Annotated in this window: 15 protein-coding genes; 4 read left to right on the forward strand and 11 right to left on the reverse strand. The window is 60.3% G+C overall.

Annotated elements, in window-relative coordinates; genetic code table 11:
* Positions 1 to 307 precede the first annotated feature (307 nt).
* Positions 308 to 5233 carry an alpha-2-macroglobulin gene (locus tag QWI18_RS11790; protein WP_369318889.1) on the forward strand — a complete coding sequence of 1642 codons (4926 nt, stop codon included), beginning with the start codon at positions 308 to 310 and terminating at the stop codon, positions 5231 to 5233.
* Positions 5234 to 5363: 130 nt separating this feature from the next.
* Here the strand turns inward: QWI18_RS11790 and QWI18_RS11795 are convergent, their stop codons facing one another.
* A complete protein-coding gene (locus QWI18_RS11795; RefSeq protein ID WP_122535324.1) occupies positions 5364 to 5657 on the reverse strand; it encodes a hypothetical protein in 294 nt (97 codons plus the stop codon).
* Positions 5658 to 5818: 161 nt separating this feature from the next.
* On the opposite strand from QWI18_RS11795, the gene pbpC reads away from it, so the two are divergent.
* On the forward strand, positions 5819 to 8155 hold the full coding sequence (gene pbpC, locus QWI18_RS11800; RefSeq protein ID WP_369318890.1) for a peptidoglycan glycosyltransferase PbpC: 2337 nt from the start codon (positions 5819 to 5821) through the stop codon (positions 8153 to 8155).
* 167 nt (positions 8156 to 8322) lie between these two features.
* Here pbpC and QWI18_RS11805 read toward each other — a convergent pair whose 3' ends face one another.
* The 6 genes from QWI18_RS11805 to QWI18_RS11830 all read right to left on the reverse strand — a co-directional run bounded on the left by QWI18_RS11805 (position 8323) and on the right by QWI18_RS11830 (position 13156).
* Positions 8323 to 8892, reverse strand: a complete 570-nt coding sequence (locus QWI18_RS11805; protein ID WP_065987716.1) for a DUF4136 domain-containing protein — start codon at positions 8890 to 8892, stop codon at positions 8323 to 8325.
* A 43-nt stretch (positions 8893 to 8935) separates the two neighbouring features.
* On the reverse strand, positions 8936 to 9565 hold the full coding sequence (locus QWI18_RS11810; protein ID WP_192133208.1) for a DUF4136 domain-containing protein: 630 nt from the start codon (positions 9563 to 9565) through the stop codon (positions 8936 to 8938).
* A 48-nt stretch (positions 9566 to 9613) separates the two neighbouring features.
* Positions 9614 to 10363 carry a methyltransferase domain-containing protein gene (locus QWI18_RS11815; protein WP_296309195.1) on the reverse strand — a complete coding sequence of 250 codons (750 nt, stop codon included), beginning with the start codon at positions 10361 to 10363 and terminating at the stop codon, positions 9614 to 9616.
* Positions 10360 to 10665 (reverse strand): MazG-like family protein, encoded by a 306-nt coding sequence (locus tag QWI18_RS11820; protein WP_065987713.1) that lies wholly within the window; start codon positions 10663 to 10665, stop codon positions 10360 to 10362. Before QWI18_RS11820 ends, QWI18_RS11815 begins: the two co-directional genes overlap by 4 nt.
* Before the next feature lie 180 nt (positions 10666 to 10845).
* Positions 10846 to 11703 carry a MaoC/PaaZ C-terminal domain-containing protein gene (locus QWI18_RS11825; protein WP_369318891.1) on the reverse strand — a complete coding sequence of 286 codons (858 nt, stop codon included), beginning with the start codon at positions 11701 to 11703 and terminating at the stop codon, positions 10846 to 10848.
* A gap of 85 nt (positions 11704 to 11788) precedes the next feature.
* Positions 11789 to 13156 (reverse strand): 3-oxoacyl-ACP reductase, encoded by a 1368-nt coding sequence (locus QWI18_RS11830; protein WP_192133201.1) that lies wholly within the window; start codon positions 13154 to 13156, stop codon positions 11789 to 11791.
* Positions 13157 to 13273: 117 nt separating this feature from the next.
* Between QWI18_RS11830 and QWI18_RS11835 the strand changes: the two genes are divergently transcribed.
* Together QWI18_RS11835 and QWI18_RS11840 are read left to right on the forward strand one after the other, a co-directional pair.
* Entirely contained in the window at positions 13274 to 14551 is a 1278-nt protein-coding gene (locus QWI18_RS11835; protein ID WP_296314079.1) for an acetyl-CoA C-acetyltransferase, read from the forward strand.
* Positions 14552 to 14750: 199 nt separating this feature from the next.
* Positions 14751 to 15557, forward strand: a complete 807-nt coding sequence (locus QWI18_RS11840; RefSeq protein WP_065987709.1) for a helix-turn-helix transcriptional regulator — start codon at positions 14751 to 14753, stop codon at positions 15555 to 15557.
* A 160-nt stretch (positions 15558 to 15717) separates the two neighbouring features.
* Here QWI18_RS11840 and QWI18_RS11845 read toward each other — a convergent pair whose 3' ends face one another.
* The 4 genes from QWI18_RS11845 to QWI18_RS11860 all read right to left on the reverse strand — a co-directional run bounded on the left by QWI18_RS11845 (position 15718) and on the right by QWI18_RS11860 (position 22136).
* Entirely contained in the window at positions 15718 to 16416 is a 699-nt protein-coding gene (locus QWI18_RS11845; protein WP_192133196.1) for a transposase, read from the reverse strand.
* Positions 16417 to 16710: 294 nt separating this feature from the next.
* Positions 16711 to 18861 (reverse strand): hypothetical protein, encoded by a 2151-nt coding sequence (locus QWI18_RS11850; protein WP_369318892.1) that lies wholly within the window; start codon positions 18859 to 18861, stop codon positions 16711 to 16713.
* 153 nt (positions 18862 to 19014) lie between these two features.
* Positions 19015 to 19884: a hypothetical protein gene (locus QWI18_RS11855; RefSeq protein ID WP_369318893.1), complete on the reverse strand. Its 870-nt coding sequence runs from the start codon at positions 19882 to 19884 to the stop codon at positions 19015 to 19017.
* The gene (locus QWI18_RS11860; protein ID WP_369318894.1) at positions 19881 to 22136 is read right to left on the reverse strand and encodes a hypothetical protein; all 2256 of its coding nucleotides are present in this window, start codon (positions 22134 to 22136) and stop codon (positions 19881 to 19883) included. The genes QWI18_RS11855 and QWI18_RS11860 overlap by 4 nt, the downstream gene beginning before the upstream one ends.
* Positions 22137 to 22175 lie beyond the last annotated feature (39 nt).

Consider the following 22175-nt stretch of genomic DNA (forward strand, 5'->3'; position numbering starts at 1 on the left):
GCGTGATTGAGAACTCGAGCCGAAACCCGATAGTGTGGGAGTGAGCTTGCTCACGAAAGCGTCAGTACATTCAGCGCATCTCCATCGGGAGTGAACATGTCTTCGCGAGCAAGCTCGCTCCCACCCGTCCCCGAGCGTGCCGAGAACTCGAGCCGACTCCCACAAGGGTTGGCTGCAGCCATCGTTGCGTTTCCCCCTTGAGAACAAAATCACAAACCCACGGTCTATCTGCGCGCCGCGCTTTACGATTGCCAAAGCGGTGCTATAACTTCTGCTTCCTCATCGCTGCCGTCCAAATGAGTGCCTCATGCTAAACAAAGGATTGTTCCTGGCCTGCGCGCTGGTACTGCTCAGTGCCTGCGATTCCTCTTCGTCCGATAAACCCGCCCCTGTCCCCGCTTCGCCGGCTGCAGCAGCTGCGCAACCCGGCCCCGCCGATGCCAAGCCCAAGCCTGCGGTGGACATTCCCGCGCTGAGCAAGCGTTACGCAGGGCGCGAGTTGACGGTGGTGGACGTCTCCGAAGTTCAACTCGATGGTGCCAGCACGCTGTCGTTGAGCTTCTCGGTGCCCTTGAACCCCGATCAGAAATTCGCTGAAAAAGTGCACCTGGTCGACAGCAAGGACGGCAAGGTCGATGGCGCCTGGGAGCTGTCGGACAACCTCATGGAGCTGCGCCTTCGTCACCTCGAGCCCCAGCGCAAACTGGTGCTGACCATCGATCCGGGCCTGGTGGCGGTGAACAACAACACCCTGGCGGCCGAGTATTCCGCGCGTCTGGAGACGGCTGATCTGCAAGCGACCGTGGGCTTCGCCAGTCGCGGCAGTCTGCTGCCAACGCGGCTCGCTGAGGGGCTGCCGGTCATTGCCCTCAACGTCGATAAAGTTGACGTCGAATTCTTCCGCATCAAGCCTGAGTCGCTGCCTGCGTTTCTTGGCTCGTGGGAAGGCTCGTCCAGTCTTCGGAGTTATCAATCCAAAGAACTGCTGCCCCTGGCCGATCTGGTCTACAGCGGCCGTTTCGACCTGAACCCTGCGCGCAACACCCGCGAGACCGTGCTGCTGCCGATCTCGGGCCTCAAACCGCTGCAACAGCCGGGCGTTTATCTTGCCGTGATGCGTGCCTCCGGGACCTACAACTACACGCAGCCAGCCACGCTGTTCACCCTCAGCGACATTGGTCTGTCGGCGCACCGTTACGCCAACCGCCTGGACGTGTTCACCCAGGCGCTGGAAGGCGGCAAAGCCCTGAGCGGCGTTGACGTCGAGCTGTATGACGAGAAGGGCCGTGTGATCGGCCAGCGCAAAACCGACAACGCTGGCCACGCGGAACTGCCTTTGCCGGCCAAAGCCCAAGTGCTGCTGGCCCATCAGGGCGAGCAGACCAGCATGCTGCGCCTGAACAGCGCCGCGCTGGATCTGGCGGAATTCGACATCACCGGCCCCAAGGCCCACCCGCTGCAATTCTTTATCTTCGGCCCGCGCGACCTCTATCGTCCGGGAGAAGTGGTGCTACTCAATGGCTTGCTGCGTGACAGCGACGGCAAGAGTGTGAAACCGCAGCCGATCACCGTGGAAGTGCGCCGTCCGGATGAGCAGGTCAGTCGCAAGTTCGTGTGGGACGCTGACGCCACCGGGCTCTATCAATATCAATTGCAGCTGTCGGACGAAGCACCCACAGGTCGCTGGCAACTGGTGTTTGATCTGGGTGACGGCAAGCCGCAGCTGTATGAATTCCAGGTCGAAGATTTCCTGCCAGAGCGCATGGCGCTGGAACTCATGGGCAGCGACACCCCGCTGGCGCCCGATGCGCCGTTCGACGTAGCCATCACCGGTCGATACCTGTACGGCGCGCCAGCGTCGGGCAATCGCCTGAACGGCCAGCTCTATGTGCGTCCTCTGCGTGAAGCGGTTCCCGCTCTGCCGGGTTATCAGTTTGGCTCGGTGACCGAGGAGGATCTCAAGCAGGACCTTGAAATCGAAGACAGCACACTGGATGCCAACGGCAAGCTCGACCTGAGTATCGACAGCCAGTGGGCCAAGGCCCGCTCACCGCTGGAGCTGGTGCTACAGGCCAGTTTGCAGGAGTCGGGTGGGCGCCCGATCACGCGGCGACTGACCCAGCCGGTCTGGCCCGCCGAGGTAATGCCGGGGCTGCGCAGTTTGTTCGATGGCGAAGCCACTGATGGCGACGGCCCGGTTGAGTTCGAAGTGCTGATGGCCGACGCCCAGGGCCACAAACTGGCCGCCGACAACCTCAAGGTGCGGCTGGTCCGCGAGCGCCGCGATTACTACTGGAATTACTCCGAGAGCGATGGCTGGAGCTATCACTTCAACGAGAAGTTTCTCAACCTGTCCGAAGAAACCCTCAGCGTGAAGAAGGATTCGACGGCGAAAATCAGCTTCCCGGTTGAGTGGGGCCCGTACCGCGTCGAAGTCGAGGATCCGGCCACCGGCCTGATCAGCAGCGTGCGTTTCTGGGCCGGTTACCGCTGGCAGGACAACGCCGAAGGCGGCGCCGTGCGTCCCGATCAGGTCAAGCTGGCGCTGGACAAACCGGCCTACGCCGACGGCGACACTGCGAAAGTGACGGTCACGCCGCCGTCTGCGGGCAAGGGCTATCTGTTGGTGGAATCGAGCGAAGGGCCGCTGTGGTGGCAAGAGATCGATGTTCCCGCCGAGGGCAAAACCTACGACATCCCGATGGACAAGAAGTGGGCGCGACATGACCTCTACGTCAGCGCGCTGGTGATTCGTCCGGGTGAGCGCAAAGCCAACGTCACGCCGAAACGCGCCGTGGGCGTCCTGCACCTGCCGCTGGATCGCTCGCAGCGCAAGCTGGCGCTGACCGTCACGGCACCCGAGAAGATGCGGCCCAAGCAGCCGCTCAAGCTGAAGGTCAATGCGAAGAACGCTGACGGCACGATCCCGGAGAGCGTGCATGTGCTGGTCGCGGCCGTGGACGTGGGCATTCTCAACATCACCGAATACGCCACGCCGGATCCGTTCGCGGCGATGTTCGGGCGCAAGGAGTACGGCGCCGATCAACTGGACATCTACGGCCAGCTGATCGAGGCCGGGCGTAATCGTCTCGCCAGCCTGGCCTTCGGCGGTGACGCGGCGCTGGCCAAAGGCGGCAAGCGGCCGGAAACCAGTGTGACCATCGTCGCCCTGCAAAGCGCGCCGGTAACCCTGAACGAGCAGGGCGACGCGGAAGTCAGCGTCGACATCCCGGATTTCAACGGTGAGCTGCGGATCATGGCCCAGGCCTGGACCGATGAGCGCTACGGCATGGCCGAGGCCAAAACCGTGGTAGCGGCGCCGCTGATTGCCGAGCTGTCGGCACCCCGATTCTTGGCGGGTGGCGACCAGACCAAGGTGGCGCTGGACCTGTCGAACCTGTCCGGCAAAGCGCAGAAGCTCAATGTGAAAGTGGTTGCTGAAGGGCAGTTGAGCCTCGCAGACGGCGACGGCGCGAAAGCCGTCAGCCTGGATCAGGGGCAACGCACCACGGTGCAAATTCCGGTCAAGGCGCTGGGCGGCTTCGGTCAGGGCGTGATTCGTGTCACGGTCAATGGCCTGGACCTGCCGGGCGAGAGCCTGCCGGCGTTCAGCCGCGAATGGACCATTGGCGTGCGCCCTGCGTACCCGGCGATGCTCAAGCAATACCGCGCGGTGCTGAAGGATCAGGCGTGGAGCCTGCCGGAGGGCGCCCTTGAGGCCTTCGAGCCAGCGGGGCGCGAGGCGTTGCTGTCGGTGTCGAGCCGTCCGCCGCTGAACCTCGGTGAGCAGATTCGCGCGCTCAAAGCCTACCCTTACGGTTGCCTGGAGCAGACCACCAGCGGCTTATACCCGTCGCTCTACGCCGACGCCGCAACGCTTAAGCGTCTGGGCCTGCAAGGCGAACCCGATGCCAAGCGCAAGGCCAAGATCGAGTTGGGCATTGAGCGACTGATCGGCATGCAGCGCTACAACGGCAGCTTCGGCCTGTGGGCCGCGGACGGCGAGGAGGAATACTGGCTGACCGCGTACGTGACCGACTTCCTGCTGCGCGCTCGCGATCAAGGCTTTGCCGTGCCACCGGATGCATTGAAGAAAGCCAACGAGCGGCTGCTGCGTTACTTGCAGGAGCGCAATCAGATCGAGGTGAATTACAGCGAGGACGCCGAACACACCCGCTTCGCCGTGCAGGCCTACGCCGGTCTGGTGCTGTCGCGCAGTCAGCAGGCGCCGCTGGGTGCTTTGCGCAGCCTCTTCGAGCGCCGCAGTGACGCGCGATCCGGCCTGCCGCTGGTGCAGTTGTCCATCGCGCTGGAGAAAATGGGCGACAAACCTCGTGCCGATCAGGCCTTGCTTGCAGGACTGGCGGCCGGTCGCAAGGCCAACGACTGGCTCGCCGATTACGGCAGCCCGTTGCGTGATCAGGCATTGATTCTGTCACTGCTGGAGGAGAACAAACTGGCGACAGACAAGGTCGAGGAACGGCTGTTTGCGCTGTCCGATCAGGTCGCGGCGAACCGCTATCTGTCGACCCAGGAGCGCAATTCGCTGTTCCTGGCCGGTCGCGCGATCCTTGATAAGCCCGAAGGCAAATGGGCTGCGACCTTGACCAGCGGCAGCAACAATCGCGCGCTGAGCAACGTTCAGCCGGGCGTCAAACTCGACAGTTCAGTGCTGGCCGCGCCGTTGACGGTGCAGAACACCGGTGGCGACACGCTGTATCAGCAAATGACCCTCTCCGGGTATCCGTCTCAGCCGCCTGCGGCCGGTGGCGAGATCCTGTCGATCAGCCGTGACTATCTGGGCATGGACGGCGCGGCGCTGAACCTCAATGGCTTGAAGAGCGGCGAACTGGTCTTGGTGCATCTGGAGATCAAGGCCAGGGAGCGCGTGCCGGATGCGTTGGTGGTGGATTTACTGCCGGCCGGTCTTGAGATCGAAAACCAGAATCTGGCGCAGAGTTCGGCCAGTCTTGAAGACGCCAGCGAGTCTGTGAAGCAGTGGCGCGAATCGATGGAAAACGCTGGCGTGAAGCATCAGGAATTCCGTGGCGATCGTTATGTGGCTGCGGTGGATCTGAAGGAATTCAACACGGTGCACCTGCTGTATCTGGCGCGGGCTGTGACGCCGGGCGTGTACCGCGTGCCGCCGCCGCAAGTGGAGTCGATGTATCGGCCGAACTGGCAGGCACTGGGCGAAGCGCCGGCGCAGTTGGTGGTGAAGGGCAAGAAGTAGAAGGACGGTCATTGCTCCCACGCGCTGCGTGGTAGCAGCCTTAACTGACGCTTTGCGTCAGGTGACGCTAGGGGACTGATTTATTTACAACGCTCCACCGTAAATTAATCTGTCCCCGGTTCCTGACGTATCAATGAATAATCCAGCTCAACAGCCACAACCCTAGAAACAACCAGATGATCCCCATGATGATCGAGGCGCGCATGAAGGCGCGGATCGCTGAATACAGCAGCATCAACCCGACAACCAGGGCCACGATGCTGACGATTGAAGTGTCCATGCCCAGCGTGCGCGACAGGCCGTCAACGAAATTGCCGCCCGCGTGAGTGAACATGTTGAACAACCAGCTTAAGCCGTCGACGACGAAGCGGATCACGGCGCCAATCACTTGGCCGAGCCATTCGAAAACGCTTTCTACCTGCATATCTGCTTCCTGATGAGGGGCGTGGACCAAAAACGGCACTGCTCGCTTTGGCTGTCGATTGTCTGGGCGAGTTCCCTGTCGGGTAAAGGCTTTCTGTGAAGATCACCCGATTATTGCTACGACAGACTCGCTCGGGATCGTGCGAGCGAGCGTGCTCGCGAATGGGGCGACGCTTTGCCCGCGCTTTCGCCTGGCTCATCGGCAGCCTGCTCATGGTGTGCCTGCTGCTCTGGCTGGCCGATCGGATCTGGCCGCTGCCCTTGCCCAAGGACGATCTGGCGCGCGTGGTGCTCGCCGAAGACGGCACGCCGTTGTGGCGATTCGCCGATGCCAATGGCGTCTGGCGCTATCCGGTGACGGTCGATCAGGTATCGCCCTATTACCTCGAAGCGCTGCTGACCTACGAAGATCGCTGGTTCTATCAGCACCCTGGCGTAAACCCCATGGCACTGGCGCGCGCCGCTTGGCAGAACCTCGCTGGCGGCCACGTAGTGTCCGGTGGCAGCACGCTGTCGATGCAGGTCGCCCGCTTGCTCGACCCGCATTCGCGCACGCTGGCGGGAAAACTCCGACAACTGTGGCGCACCGCGCAGCTGGAATGGCACCTGTCCAAACAGGACATTCTGGTGCTGTACCTGAACCGCGCTCCGTTTGGCGGCACCTTGCAGGGCGTCGCCGCCGCCAGTTGGGCGTACCTGGGCAAGTCCCCGCAGCAGCTGACCCGTGCCGACGCGGCGCTGCTGGCGGTCTTGCCCCAGGCGCCGAGTCGCTTGCGTCCGGATCGCCACGCGCAACGCGCCCAGGCCGCGCGGGACAAGGTGTTACGGCGTCTGGCCGAGTTCGGCGCCTGGCCCCAGGGTGCGGTTGATGAAGCGCTGGAAGAACCGCTGCTGCTCGCGCCTCGTCAGGAACCCAGCCTGGCGCCTTTGCTCGCCCGGCGCCTGAACCGCCCGAACAGCCCGCCGCTGATCCGCACCACCCTGGACGCCGGTCTGCAGCGACGTCTCGAAGACCTGCTGCTGGGCTGGCGCGCGCGTCTGCCCGAGCGCACGTCCGCCGCGATTCTGGTCGTAGAAGCGCAGAACATGGCCGTGCGCGCGTACGTCGGCTCGGTGGACATCGGTGATGCCAAACGCTTTGGTCATGTGGACATGGTCAGCGCGCTGCGTTCACCCGGGTCAACGCTGAAACCCTTTCTCTACGGCAAGGCCATCGACGCCGGGCTGATCCATTCCGAGTCATTGCTGCAGGACGTGCCAAGGCGCTATGGCGACTATCGTCCCGGCAATTTTTCGTCGGGCTTCAACGGTGCGGTGGCGGCAAGCTCGGCGCTGTCGATGTCGCTCAATCTGCCAGCGGTGCAGTTGCTGGAAGCCTACGGCCCCAAGCGCTTCGCGGCGGAATTGCGCAATGGCGGCGTGCCGTTGACTCTGCCGCCTCTGGCCGAACCCAATCTGGCGTTGATCCTGGGCGGTGCAGGCAGTCGGCTGGAAGATCTGGTCGGTGGCTACAGCGCGTTTGCGCGGGGCGGACGCAGTGCGGACATTCGTTTGCAGCCCGATGACCGTCTGCGTGACCGACCGATGATGTCGCCCGGCGCGGCGTGGATCATTCGGCGGATTCTCAGCGGCCAATCCCGGCCTGACCTCGATCCCCACGCCGAGCTTGTGCAGCGCCCGCAACTGGCCTGGAAAACCGGCACCAGTTACGGCTTTCGAGATGCGTGGTCGATTGGCGTAGGGCCGAGGTTTCTGATCGGCGTGTGGATCGGCCGGCCGGACGGGACCCCGGTGCCGGGGCAGTTTGGGCTGGCGTCGGCAGCGCCGTTGATGCTGCAGGTTCACGACCTGCTGGTGAACCGCGACGCCCAGCGCAACATCCTGCCGCCGGTGTTGCCGGTGCCGCTCAACGTCGGTGTCGCAGCGATCTGCTGGCCGCTGGGTCAGCCGATGAGCAAAAGCGACCCGAACTGCCGTCGCCAGCGTTTCGCCTGGACCCTCGACGGCACGACGCCGCCGACCTTGCAGGCGACCGATCAGCCGTTGGGGTTGGGGCTCACGGAGAAAGTCTGGCTGAACGACAAGGGCTTGCGCGTCGCGGCAAGTTGTCCACAGGCTCAGGTCAAAGAGATTGCGCTCTGGCCGGCGCCGCTCGAACCCTGGCTGCCCAAGAGCGAGCGGCGCGAGGCACGTTTGCCGGACATCGACCCGTCATGCCCGCCCCAAGGGTTGAGCCTGGCGCCGCCGTTGTCGGTAGTGGGGGTGCGGGAGGGCGATCAGTTGCGCTTGCCGGCCGGCAGTCAGCAGCTATTGCGCCTCAAGCTGTCGGCGCTGGGCGGAAGTGGCCGGCGCTGGTGGTTCATCGACGGCACGCCGGTGGGCGACACCGCCAGTCAGGACAGCTACACCCACACCTTCACACGCATGGGGCGATATCAACTGAGCGTGCTGGATGAAAGCGGACAGACTGCCAGAGTGGAATTCAGTGTGGTGGATTGAGGCCTGGAGTTCGCCCCACTCTTGTGGGCGCGAGCGGGGTGGCGGTCCACCTTGCTCGCGAATGGGTGCTACAACCGCTGAATCTTCGGCGGTTGCAATGCCGTCTTCGTGAGCAAGCTCACTCCCACATGGACCATGCCTCACCGGCTGAGAACTGGGATCCACCCTCAATGGGGCGGGTATTGCTGCAGGATTTTCTGCACCGTCTGGCGCAAAGCCTGCTCGCGCGCAGCAGGGTTGGCGTTGCCGTCACTGACCATCTGTTCGGTGCTGCCACGCCACACCAGCTTGCCGTCCTTGCCGTCGAGCATGTCGATCTGCAGCGTCGAGACTTTGTAATCGATGTTGCGCGTCTCGGTGCCGATCGGGCCGCCCCAGTAGCCGCCCCATGGATTACCCCAATACCCGCCACCGCCGCCGTAGTTGGTGGTGACCGTCTGCTGACGGTTCTCAACGATCAGCCACGTCTGCAATTGAACGTCCGCTTTCACGCCGGGCGCCGCCATGCGCAGGCCGCGCTGCTCAAGCTGCTCGCCGACTGCCTGGCGAATGCGCTGCTCGGTGAGGTCACTTTTGATCCGCGGATCGTCGGGCTGATATTGCAAACCGGGCTCCTTCCACGCCCAGGACCGGTAGGCGCCGAAATCGCGCTGGGCGTCGAAATCGCGGTTGACCCGATCAGTCTGGCAGGCGCCGAGCAGCAGGGCGACACAAAGGACAGCAATGCGGCGGTACATAGGATTTCTCCAGCGTGTAAACAAAACGCCATGGGGCGCGAAATCAGGACGGCGGGTAGGCCGTCAGGGCTTGTTGTACGGCCTGGCGCAGGGCTTTGGCGCGCGTCGACTGATCGCCGCCGCTGGCGGTTTCGGCGCTCGCGCTCCAGACCGGCTGACCGCTGCGGGCATCGAACAGACTGATGCGCACCACAACTACCTGCTCTTGATAGGTGCGCACGATCGGCACGCTGGCATAACCGCCGTAACCGTTGCGGTACCCATTGCCACCGTAATAGCCCACACCTGAACCGCCGTAGTACGGATCGTAATAGTCGTCACGCACCTGCCGAATCCGGGTCTCTGCATGGGCATCGGCGGCCACGCGCAGGTCTGCCGCCTGCGGGTTCTGCGAAGGCCGCAGACCGCGTTGATCCAGCCCGTTGCTGACGGCTTCGGCCAGTTGAGCAGAGTCAGCCCAGAGGGTGCCCGGTGGCAGCTGGCCGTTGAGCCAGGCCCAGTTGCGATAGCGCCCGTAATCACGCGGCGCCGCAGGGTATGCGCTCATGTCGATCGCATTGGCGGCCTGAGGCGGCGCCGGTGGAATGGCCGCAGACACGGCGCGATAAGGGTTGGGGCTCTGGCAGGCGGCGAGGCCCATGCAGAGGGAAAGCAAAGCGAGACGGCGTTTCATGAGGGTCTCCGCAGCGAGTGTTAAGCAGCGTGTATCAACCAGCGTGGGTCAGACAGCCCGGCACATCCAGTGCAGATAGCGTCCGAGTCCGGCGAAGGCCGGGTGGCGACGGTGTGCGAGCTCCATTTCCAAGAGGTCCGCGAGATCAGCTTTGGCCTGAAACTCGACCGGCATGTAATCGTGAAAAACCCGAACGCCACTCTGGGTTTCGACTCGCCACAGGGAGCCAAGTTGCGCCGCCAGTTCGCGGGGATCAACAGGCTCCTGGGGCGTCAGGCTCTGTTTTTCACCGGCCAGGGTGTTCTTGCGCATCTTGCGGAAGTGGCCCTTGAGCAGGTTGCGGTAAATCAGTGCGTCGCGGTTGTAAAAAGCCAGTGACAGCCAGCCGTCGGGCTCGGTCAACTGATGCAGCACCGGCAGAATCGTGAACGGCTCGTCCAGCCACTCCAGCACTGCATGGCAGATCACCAGGTCGTAACGCTCGGTCAGAATATCGGGCAGGGCTTGCCAAGGTGCTTGAATGAACGTGGCGCGCTGACCGGCATCGGCGAAGCGCTGACGGGCGCCCTCCAGCATGGGGGCGGCGGGCTCAGCCACAGTGACGTCATGGCCGCGTTCGGCGAGCCACAACGACATGTGGCCAAGCCCCGCGCCAATGTCCAGCACGCGCAACGGACGATCCGGCAGGCTCTCGGTGAGGTCAGCTTGCAGCACCGCTAGACGGATCGCACCCTTGGCGCCGCCGTAGATTTTTTCAGCGAAGCGCGTCGCCAGTTGATCGAAATGACGGTCGCTCATTGGCTGAACCGCCGTTCGCCGTCCGCCAGTTTCGCGCGCACGACTTCATCCATGTCCAGGCCCAACTCGCTGCACAACAACAGCAGGTAAAGCACGATGTCCCCGACTTCCTGCCCGGCGTGGGCCAGTTCATCAGCCGGCAGTTGGCGGGACTGATCTTCGGTTTTCCACTGGAAGATTTCCACCAGTTCAGCCATTTCCACGCTGGCGGCCATGGCCAGGTTTTTCGGGCTGTGAAATTGCCGCCAGTCGTTGTTATCGCGGATGCGATGCAGGCGTTCGGTGAGTTCGTCGAGGTTCATGGGGGTCTCCTGAAGGTGCGTAGCTTCAGGGGGATAGGCGATTGACGCAAGGGGGTGAGATGCGCCGGGACGCAGGTTCAATACCCGCTACGGCGGTACGCCGATTCCCTTTGTAGGACCGGCTTTAGCCGGGAAAGCGGCAGATGCCACACCGCAAAAGTGATGGCCCAAGCACAGCCATCACTCCGAAGCCGGCCGCCAGCTCCCCAGCACATGCACGATCCCTTCCGCCCCCTCAACCTTGAACTGCCCATGGGACCCTGCCGCGCTGGCAGACAGCGTCACTCCGCTGGGCAGCCGCACTGGTTTTTGAAATGCCACCGATATCTCCACATTCGAGGCCGGCAGGTGATCTTCAAGGGCCGCCAACGAGCGGCCTTTTATCCACAGCCCATGGGCAATCGCCTTGGGAAAACCGAACAGTTTGGCGCTGCTGTCACTCAGGTGAATCGGGTTGTAATCACCACTGACCTTCGCGTATTGGCGACCGATGTCCGACGGCGCCGACCACGTCGCCAGTTCCGTCATCGGCAGTGGCGCGGGCTCGTCATCGCCTTCGATCTCTCCATCCACGTGAACGCCTCGGCACAGCATCGTGCTCTCTTCCTCCCACAGCAGGCCCAGCGCATCCTCGATCTGGGTGATCAGACTGAACGTCGCGCCTTTGGCGTGGGGCTTGAGATGGCCGGCGCGTACGCTGACCTGCACCTTGATCACGCTGCCGAGCGGGCGACGAATGCTGATCCGGTTATGCAAGTGGACCAGCCCGAGGAGCGGGAAGGGGAAGTCTTTGTCGGTAAGCAGCTTCATCTGCAGCGGGAAGGCCAGCACGTGGGGGTAAGTGGGCGGCAACAGGCTGCCGGGCACGAACCCGCAGACCTGAGCAAACGCTTTCACTTTATCCGGGTCTACCGACATCCAGCACCGCAGGCCCTGATCCGGCAATTGGGTGCCGCTGACCTTGCGCCGCAGCGCCGCTTGCATGAACAAACCGGGCAAGGCCGGGGGCGTGTCCAGATACCGCCAGTGCGCACTCATCGAGCTTCTCCTGTGGTGATGCTGCAGATCAGGCACGCCTCGGACCGACGGGGCGAGCTCAAACGGTGATCGTGTCGGTGCTCACTCAGGCGCCAAGCACGCTTTGGCCGCACACGCGCAGCACCTGGCCGCTCATTGCGCCGGAGCCCGGCTGACCCAGCCAGGCCACTGCTTCCGCCACGTCTTGCGGCTGACCGCCCTGACCCAAAGAGCTCATGCGTCGACCGGCCTCTCGCAGGGCAAAAGGCATGTGCGCCGTCATGCTGGTTTCGATAAAACCCGGCGCCACGGCGTTGATGCTGATGCCCCGCGCTTTAAGCGTCGGCGCCATTGCCCGTGCGTAGCCGATCAGGCCGGCCTTGCTGGTGGTGTAGTTGGTCTGGCCGCGGTTGCCTGCCAGTCCGCTGATCGACGCCAGCAGAATCACACTGCCGTTGTCGCGCAGTGCGCCGCTGTCGATCAGCGCCTGGGTCAGCACCTGGGGAGCATTGAGGTTGACGTCGAGCACCGAGTCCCAGCAGTCCGCGGGCATATTGGCCAGCGTCTTGTCCCGGGTGATGCCGGCGTTGTGCACGACGATATCCAGGCCGCCGGGGAGGTGTTCAATCAACTGAGCGGCAGCGTCCGGTGCGCAGATGTCCAGCACCAGCGCCTGCCCGCCAAGACGCGCCGCCAGCGCATCGAGATCGGATTTGGCTTGGGGCACATCCAGCAACACGACTTCGGCCCCGTCGCGGGCGAGGGTTTCCGCGATGGCCGCGCCGATGCCTCGGGCTGCGCCAGTTACCAGCGCTTTACGTCCGGCCAGTGGGCGGGTCCAGTCCTGAACCTGCTGATGGCAGGCACTCAGGCGAATGACCTGACCGGAGATGAACGCGCTCTTCGGCGACAGGAAAAACCGCAGCGCGCCTTCCAGTTGATCTTCGGCGCCGTCCTCTACTTGCAGCAGCTGAACCGTGCCGCCATTGCGCATTTCCTTGGCCAGCGAGCGGCTGAAACCTTCGATGGCCTGCTGCGTGCTGGCCGCCAGCGGATCGGTTTGGGCATCGGGCGAGCGCGCGAGAATGACGACGTGGGCGCTGTTATCCAGATGACGCAAGATCGGCTGAAAGAATTCGCGCAACTGATTCAGCTGAAAGGTGTGCAGTAGCGTGCTGGCGTCGAAGACCACAGCCTTGATCTTCTCGCTCTGCTCGGCGGTCCAGGGTTGGGCGCCGGTATTTTCGCCAGTCACTGCACCGCCAGCACTGAACAACACGTCGGTCAGGCGTGGCGCAAAGGCGCTGACCCGCTCGGCCAATGGCCCCGTGCTCAGCAACATCGCGCCCTCAACCGGACGCAACCGACCCGCCTGCCAGCGCTCCAGACGTGCGGGCGCAGGCAAACCGACGGCCCCGACCAGCTTGCGGCCGAGGTCGGAGTTGACGAAGTCAATGTAGCGATCGGATGCCATGGAACACTCTCCTTGAGTCTGGGTTCAAATCAGTGGACCGCGTGGTCGGGTAATAGGTCCTACGCTGTCAGGCAGCGCTTCTCAAACAATAGACGCATTCAGGGCAGGGAGATTTAGATGATTCAGACACGACGCGTGGCCATTGTCGGCGGTAATCGCATTCCGTTCGCTCGCTCCAACGGCGCGTATGCCACCGCCAGCAATCAGGACATGCTGACTGCCGCGCTGGAGGGTCTGATCGAGCGTTTCAATCTGCATGGCCTGCGCCTGGGCGAAGTCGCCGCCGGCGCGGTCCTCAAGCACTCCCGTGATTTCAACCTCACCCGTGAATGTGTGCTCGGCTCAAGACTGTCGCCGCAAACCCCTGCCTATGACATTCAACAAGCCTGCGGCACCGGGCTCGAAGCGGCGCTGCTGGTGGCGAACAAGATCGCCCTCGGTCAGATTGAGTGCGGCATTGCCGGCGGCGTCGACACCACGTCCGACGCGCCCATCGGCGTCAACGAGGACCTGCGGCAGATCCTGTTGCAGGTCAATCGCAGCAAGACGACGGCTGACAAGCTCAGAGCGCTGACACAATTGCGCCTGCATAACCTCAAGCCGGAACTGCCGCGCAATGGCGAACCCCGCACCGGTTTGTCGATGGGCCAGCACTGCGAGCTGATGGCGCAGACCTGGGGCATCCCCCGCGAGGCGCAGGACCAACTGACGCTGGAGAGCCATCAGAAAATGGCCGCTGCGTATGCGGAAGGCTGGCAGGACGACCTGCTCACGCCGTTTCTCGGCCTGACCCGCGACAACAACCTGCGAGCCGACGCCAGCCTGGAAAAACTCGCCTCGCTCAAGCCTGCTTATGAGCGCAGCGCCAAAGGCACGCTGACAGCGGGCAACTCGACGCCGCTGACTGACGGCGCCTCACTGGTGCTGCTCGCCAGCGAAGCGTGGGCGCGTGAGCGGGGCTTGCCGATTCTGGCCTACTGGCAGGATGGCGAGGCCGCCGCCGTGGATTTCGTGCGCGGTCACGAAGGCCTGCTGATGGCCCCGGTCTACGCCGTCCCTCGTCTGCTGTCACGCAACGGTTTGACGCTGCAGGACTTCGATTATTACGAGATTCACGAGGCCTTCGCAGCGCAGGTGCTGTGTACGTTGAAGGCCTGGGAAGACCCCGAATACTGCAAAACCCGTTTGGGCCTGGATGCGCCGTTGGGATCGATTGATCGCAGCAAGCTGAATGTGAAAGGCAGCTCGCTGGCGGCCGGGCATCCGTTTGCCGCAACGGGTGGGCGGATTGTGGCGAACCTCGCGAAACTGCTGAGCAAGAAAGGGGGAGGGCGCGGGTTGATCTCCATCTGCGCGGCCGGTGGTCAGGGCGTTACGGCTATCATCGAGAGCTGATTTTTTAAAGTGTGTTCAAGGGACTTTCTTAAAGTGCTTTAAAGGGGACTGATTTATTTACAGCGCTTCACCGTAAATTAATCTGTCCCCGTTTGAAGGGAACCAAAATCAAATAAATCAGACCCCTTTTAGTCCACTTTTAGTCCAGTGCGGCAGCCCGATTCTGCATCAGCTGTCATCCCCCAAAAAGGCTCCAGCGATGGCAACTGACGAACACTCCTCACGCAGCCTCGATACTCAGCGTCAAATCCCGGCGATCAAGGCGCTACCGCGCGCGCTCTACGCCCGAGCCGAAAGTTTGAGCCAAGGCTCATGGACCCCCACTCACAGCCACGACTGGGTGCAGTTTTCCTACGCCATCAGTGGCGTACTTGGCGTTCACACCCCGCATGGCAGCTTCTTTGCTCCGCCGCAGTGGGGCGTTTGGATTCCGGCTGGTCTCGACCATGAAGTGGTCACGTCAACCCGCGCCGAGATGCGCAGTCTTTATGTGCGCAGGGAGGATTGCGAGTGGGCGCCGGACCGCTGTCGCGTGCTGGAAGTCACGCCGCTGGCCAGGGAGCTGATCAAAGCGTTCTGCCAACTGCCGGCGGAATATCCACAGGTCGACAGCCGCGAGATGCGCCTGGTGCAGGTACTGATCGATCAGTTGGCAAGTCTGCCCGAAGTGGGGTTTTCCCTGCCGCTGCCAAGGCATGCGCGCCTGCTCGGTCTGTGCAACGAACTCATCGAACAACCTGAGCAGCTCATCACCCTGACCGAGTGGGCAGCGCGACTGAGCATGTCCGAGAAAACCCTCATGCGCCTGTTCCAGCGGGAGACCGGCCTGAGCTTTCGAGGCTGGCGACAACGCGCCCGATTGCTGTCCTCACTTAAAGCGCTGGAGGAGGGCACAAGCGTGACCAGCGCAGCGCTGGCCTCGGGTTACGACTCGACATCCGCATTTATCGCCGCATTCAAAAGCCTGTTCGGGCTCACCCCCGGCGAGCTCTTTCGCAGCCAATAACAGTAGGTAGGCGTGGAAAGGGGACTGATTTATTTACTGGAAAGGGGACTACTGGAAAGGGGACTGATTTATTTACAACGTTTCACCGTAAATTAATCTGTCCCCGAGTGCCGCGCGTGCCATGTCCCCGCGTGCCAAATCCGATCTGATCCATCCCTGATCAAGTACCCAATACACCCTGAGGCCGACCCCGGCCCCGGTATTCAACCCGTCGCCCCAACACCTGTTCAACCTCATCAGCAAACTGCCGTCCCCCGGTCAATTGCCCCCTCTGCAGTGCATTCCGAATCAGTCTCAACTCGCCGTCAGCCGCTGGCGCCTCAAAAAACGCCCGATACGCCTGTTGCCGACCAAGCTGTGTCAGCCCCAACGCCTCGTAACAGGAATGAACATCCAGCCAGTCGTGCTGCACATTCGTGGTGAACCGCAACCCAAAGCTTGACCATCGATACTCCTCCACGCGCTCAACCATTCCGGCCCGCACAGGATTGAGTTCGATATACCGACTGCACGCCAGCAAATATCCATCGGACTGCACAACGCTAGACTTGTAACGACTCTCCCATAGCGTTCCAGACCGCCCCTCCAGCTTATTGCGATACCGCGTCATGCGCGCAGCAAGCGCCTTCATCAACTTCCCCAATCCTTCGGTGCATGACGGGGCTAGCAATAAGTGCACATGGTTGGTCATCAGGCAGAACGCAAACACCTTCACGTCAAATACATCTTTGAGTTCCTGAAGATCATCCAGATAACGCGCGAAATCGTCCTCATGGGCAAACACCGTTTGCCGGTTATGGCCGCGCTGAACAATATGATGAGGGTGACCGGGCAACACGATACGAGTAATGCGGGGCATGACTGATCCTCCGTCCTTGGGAAGGATCAGCGTAGCCGCGATGGTTCAGGACGACCTGCGTCAAAGGGGGCAAATTGATTGCAACGTTTGTAGCGCAAGTGAACCAAAAGCGCTGACTTGAGGCAAGGGGACGGATTTATTTAGAGATGTAAGGGGACTGATTTATTTACACGCTTCACCGTAAATTAATCTGTCCCCGGTTTAAATAAATCAGACCCTTTATCACGTAAATAAATCAGACCCCTTTATCAAATAGTACCTTTATCTCTAAACCCCTTTATCTGTACTGCTGGCTTAAAGAGATCGAATAAGAATGTTATCTACTTGATAATCGTTGCCGTCCCCCGTTGAAACATGACTAACAATTTGAAACGTAAGCTGCGAGGATTTCGACTGAACTGTCCCAGCAATCCTTACCCACTGTTCGTCGTACATGAGTGTGACTTGTGAGGAAACTGGTCCTTGGTTAGTTGCTAGCGACAGGACAGGAGGGGTCCGCCAAGACCCGTGACGTTGTCCTTGCAATGAAAACTCGTACTGTTTTCCAGTAATCAAATTAGATAGAGTTTTTTGTAACGTAACTCCGGCTGAAGCATTAGTAAAAGTTACATTCGCTGCCCATGTATTGCCCCCGTAAGAATCTATACGCCAATCACGCGGATCTGCCGCGGCCGGCCCAGCACTCCAGCCGTTCCAGCTCCTATCCTCAAAGTCAGTGTAGTCATGCAAAGGTGCTCTTCTGGTAAAGCGACGAGGCGATGAGACAGGCCGTGATCCATATAGTCCCTTGGCAGTGATTGAGTAGTCCTTCATCTCCAATCCCAACATCAGCAGGGACCAATCACCCGTTGCACCAGTATGAACAGTACCCAGAGAGATTACGCCGTTTAATAACTCGACGTTCGTATCAGGCGACGCATTCCCGAATACAGTTACTGAGCCGCTGTACGTACTTCCACCGTCAGGAATGTCGTCTGCGTCCTCATCAACGATTCTTGTAATAACTGGTTGAATATCAGGTGCAGCAACCACTGTATAGCTCTGCACCGGAAACGCATGCTGCGTCAGCCCTCCATCAAAAGACACTTTTAGCACCAGCCTCAATGTTGAGGCGTCCGCTAACCCTTCTAGATAGCTAAGGGGAATCTTGGTGCTTTGAGTTCCCGTGCTGGTAATTTCATACTTTTGCCAGGCAGGTAGATCCAGATTGTTGGACCCCTCAAGGTGCATCGACATTTTTTGCCCTACCGCGATAAACGGCCATGGCTGCACCGTGAGATCGGCATCGCCTTGCAGCGCCCCGACATCCAGTGAGCTACCCGACGCCTGGCTGATAACGGGCGTTGGCAGTGAGGTTGGCGGAATCGCCTCAATGGTCAGTTTCAAAACATCCGACCAATGCTCCTGCCCCCCACGATGAACCTGATAGCGGACGTCGATGGTTTTACCGATTGCTTTACCAATCAGGGCAGCCGGAACAGGGGACTCAACCGTCTCCGGCGGAGAGCCACCGGGTTCACCAGGCTTCGACGGAATGGTATCGGAGATATCTTCCCAGACCGGCACGATAGTATCGCTGGCTCGCATGCCAGGGTAACTCGCACGAAACGTGGCGCCGCCCACGACGGTGATCGGATTCAATGTCCCTGCCAGCGCTTCCACGATGACCGGCGCCGGAATTACCGCCGGTGCGCTCCTAATGGTGTACGACTGTTCCGAAAACGGAAAACGGGTTGCACCGCCATCAAAAGACGCCTCCAGCTTCAGCGTAAAGGTCGAGCCGTCGGTCAGCGTTTTGAGGAGGTCCTTGGAGATGCCCCTGCTCTGGGCGCCCAATGTCGTGACGTTCAGCGGATTCCAGTTCTGCAGCGTGATCTGCGGTGTCGAGACCACGCTCAGCCAGAGTTTTTGCCCCACTGCCTGACCAGGCCAGGCCGCGAGTGTCATGTGGGCGTTGGCGGTCAACGCCGTCACATCAAGCTCAGTCCCCTGCGCCTCGGTAATGACCGGCTTTGGATAGGCCGGACGCACATACTTGCGCACGGTGAGTGGAAGGGGCTCGGACGCGACGCCGTCTGGCTCATTTGGATTGAGCACCGAGTAAATGACGAGGATGGGTTGAGGGAGGGTTTCACCCGCTGCAATGACAAGGGCAGAGGGGACCTTGACCCTGATTTGCGTTCCCACGGAAGCGACCGGTACGATCGAGTAATCATCGTTCCAGTAAAAACTGACCAGATAGGTGGCGGGAATATTATCAATGACAATATAGGTGTTATCGACAGCGTTGTTCTTGTTGGGATCAAGCACGTTGAATGCGTCTGCAGGCTCGACTTTAGGACGAGGGTAGAGTGCTGCGTTAATGGATAAAGTGCCGTTAAGCGCCTGTTTGATTGCCGCCGTTAATTTGTCTTTTTGGTCGGTGGTGAGGGAAGTGGTCTTCATTTTCTTTTGCTCCTCGCTAATCTGGTTCACGGAGTCGATGCGTGAATAGGCTGTGAGCCAGACAGCCGGGTATTGATGTACTTGTTACTCAAACCCGGCGGTATCTAATGATCGTTACTTAAACCAGTCTTAGGGTTTTTCAGCCTGGAACTCTCAAGAAACTGTGCCTGTCAGGAGTACGGTGGTGTCTTGCGTAGTTCCTCCGTCAACAATTTCCAGCCCTTTTGAGTCCGTCACCTTGGTGATTTCAATCGTATGAACAACCGGGACGCTTCTAATGGTGTACGCCTGTTCCGAAAACGGAAAACGCGTTGCACCGCCATCAAAAGACGCCTCCAGCTTCAGCGTAAAGGTCGAGCCGTCGTTCAGCGTTTTGAGGAGGTCCTTGGAGATGCCCCTGCTCTGGGCGCCCAACGTCGTAACGTTCAGCGGATTCCAGTTCTGCAGCGTGATCTGCGGCGTCGAGACCACGCTCAGCCAGAGTTTTTGCCCTACTGCCTGACCAGTCCAGGCCGCGAGTGTCATGTGGGCGTTAGCCGTCAACGCCGTCACATCAAGCTCAGTCCCCTGCGCCTCGGTAATGACCGGCTTTGGATAGGCCGGACGCACATACTTGCGCACGGTGAGTTGAAGGGGCTCAGACGCGACGCCGTCTGGCTCATTTGGATTGAGCACCGAGTAAATGACGAGGATGGGTTGAGGGAGGGTTTCACCCGCTGCAATGACAAGGGCAGAGGGGACCTTGACCCTGATTTGCGTTCCCACGGAAGCGACCGGTACGATCGAGTAATCATCGTTCCAGTAAAAACTGACCAGATAGGTGGCGGGAATATTATCAATGACAATATAGGTGTTATCGACAGCGTTGTTCTTGTTGGGATCAAGCACGTTGAATGCGTCTGCAGGCTCGACTTTAGGACGAGGGTAGAGTGCTGCGTTAATGGATAAAGTGCCGTCAAGCGCCTGTTTGATTGCCGCCGTCAATTTGTCTTTTTGGTCGGTGGTGAGGGAAGTGGTCTTCATTTTCTTTTGCTCCTTGCAAGATTGCGCGTTGTCATCTTGATGTTGTCCCACAGCGTCCAGTCGGTCTCTCCGGTAACGCGGATGAAGTGAATGGGCAGGGCGGTGGTGGAAATGAAGTGATGATTTGTCGTTGCTGGCAGGGTTTTAGTCTCGACGATATTTTTACTGGCATCCAGCAAGTCGATACGGGTTTTGCCGTTGCAGCCATAAATGTCGAATTCAATTTTCGAGCAGTCGCGTCGCAAATCCATCAGGACGACTTGGGTTCCTGGTTGGTTGGCCGGATGTTGATAGCAAATGTGAAGTACAGGCAGTTGCAACGCCGCCGCCCCGTCGGGGGGTACTTCATCGCGTATCGGGAATCCTGCCTGGCCGTTGCCCGACTCAAAAAACAGTGTGATGTAATCGGTGCTGAGCGTTCCTCCGGCCCGGATCATCGCGCCCGTGCGTGACGTGAAATCATCCGTGATCTCGTTCGGGAGCGGATCAAGGATCGCAAGCGTTCGGGTGACTGATTTGCCGCTGCCCCCAGCCGTTCGCTTTACTTCATAAAACACATTAACGGTGCTGCCGCGGCTTGGATCAATCTGCGCTGCCAACACCGGCCAATCGAGGGACTGATTATCGCTGGCGATCGTAAACGTCTGCGACGCACTGCCCTCCTGAACGGGGCCGGTCCAGTAAATCGTCACTTCGTCCAGGCGCTTGAGGGCAGCAGCGACGCCATCCACATGTACCGAAGTGCCATTGGGATTGGCCGCCGGATCGAAAATGTCGCCAGGGGCGTTCAGCACCGTCGGGATGGTAAGCAATATGCTTCCGCTGACGGTGTAAGCCGTGACCTCTGACTTCAACGTTGCCCCACCCGGTTTGTTAACGCGATAGCTTAAGCTCAACGAGCCACTGGCCAGGGGCGTGAGTAGGTTTTTGTTAACCTCCATGTCTTTCCCAATCGAGGCTTCCCCATTCCCTACGGTATAGGTGTCCGAGAACACCAGCGCGTTACCGGCCTCCGTCAGCCCCTCCCAGGAGAGAAAAATCACGTCATTCTCTGCTTTACCGGCATAGGCAGGTATCCGAACCAGTACCGGATCCGAGATCACGCCAATGTCTATGTCACCGACAACGCCAGGGATCAGTGGTGCTGTCAGTTGCGCGGGCACACCGACCACAGTGATGGTGGTACGTTTCGAACCTTTGCCTTGTACCAGATAGCTGACAACAGCCCCGCCACCGGCAATGGCCACAACATCAGCGTTGGCCACGGTGAACTCCAGATTGAGTCCGCCTCCGGGGTATGTTGCTGGCCCAAGGACCTTTTCGAATGGCATACCGTCTGCAGCTCTGCCCTTCCAGTTCAGCGTTACCGAGTCCCCGGCAGCGGGAATTCCGTTGTCATGGGGGATTTCGACCTGGACATTGCCGCTGCCCAACTGATCGAGATCGATGATGCTCACCCGCGTCCCGGCTACCTTGACGGCCGGTGCTGGAGGAGCGTTGGGATCAACGATGACGTTGGTAAAAGCTGGCCTGGACACGAGCGAGTAATTGTTGACGATGTCCCTGATCTCATAACTCACCGTCACGGGGCTGCCGTCGCCCGCACCAATGAGCGTTTCTCTGGGGATAACAACGGTCTGAGGCTGATCTACCTGCGCGCCGACCAATGGAGCCTGTGTAAGCCGAACGCCGTTCCAGATGACCGTGAGTTCGTCGCCTTCGGCCATGTACAGCCATGGCGCAACAGTGACACTGACGGGGATATTCTCGTCAGTTATGTCGCCTGCAGGTGTAATACTCGCCACGGTCAGTCGGTCATTGAGGTAGGGTGTTGAAGCGTCGGTATCAGGTCCGCCGGGCACTGACAACTTTACGCGCACCGTTCGTTTGTCTGACTGTGCAGTTGAGTCGCTGAGTTGGTCAAAAATGGTGTAATAAACTTCACCACTGGGCTCGACAATGGAGACCGGATAGAGGTTGAACGCCATGAAGCTGTTCTGAAAGTGCGATTCCTCCAAGGAGAAGGTCTGTACAGTTTCGTCGTTCCAATAGAGCGTGACGAAGTCTCCCGGTTGGTAAGCCTGGATATTTAACCGAGCCTGCAAGAACACGGGCTTACTGGGGTCGTTCAAGTCATCCCAGCCTAGGCCAGGCCTCGCCGACCCGTAATCCATGACGGGGATGATCAATGGATTGAGCGCTAACGTTCCACTTGAGCGGGTTGAGACAGTGCCGTCTGGTAAAACTGCCATAAGGTAATTCCTTTCAGAGCGAACGGTGTTAGAAGCCAG

It is taken from the genome of Pseudomonas sp. W2Oct36 (assembly GCF_041060465.1).
Lineage (GTDB): Bacteria > Pseudomonadota > Gammaproteobacteria > Pseudomonadales > Pseudomonadaceae > Aquipseudomonas > Aquipseudomonas graminis_B.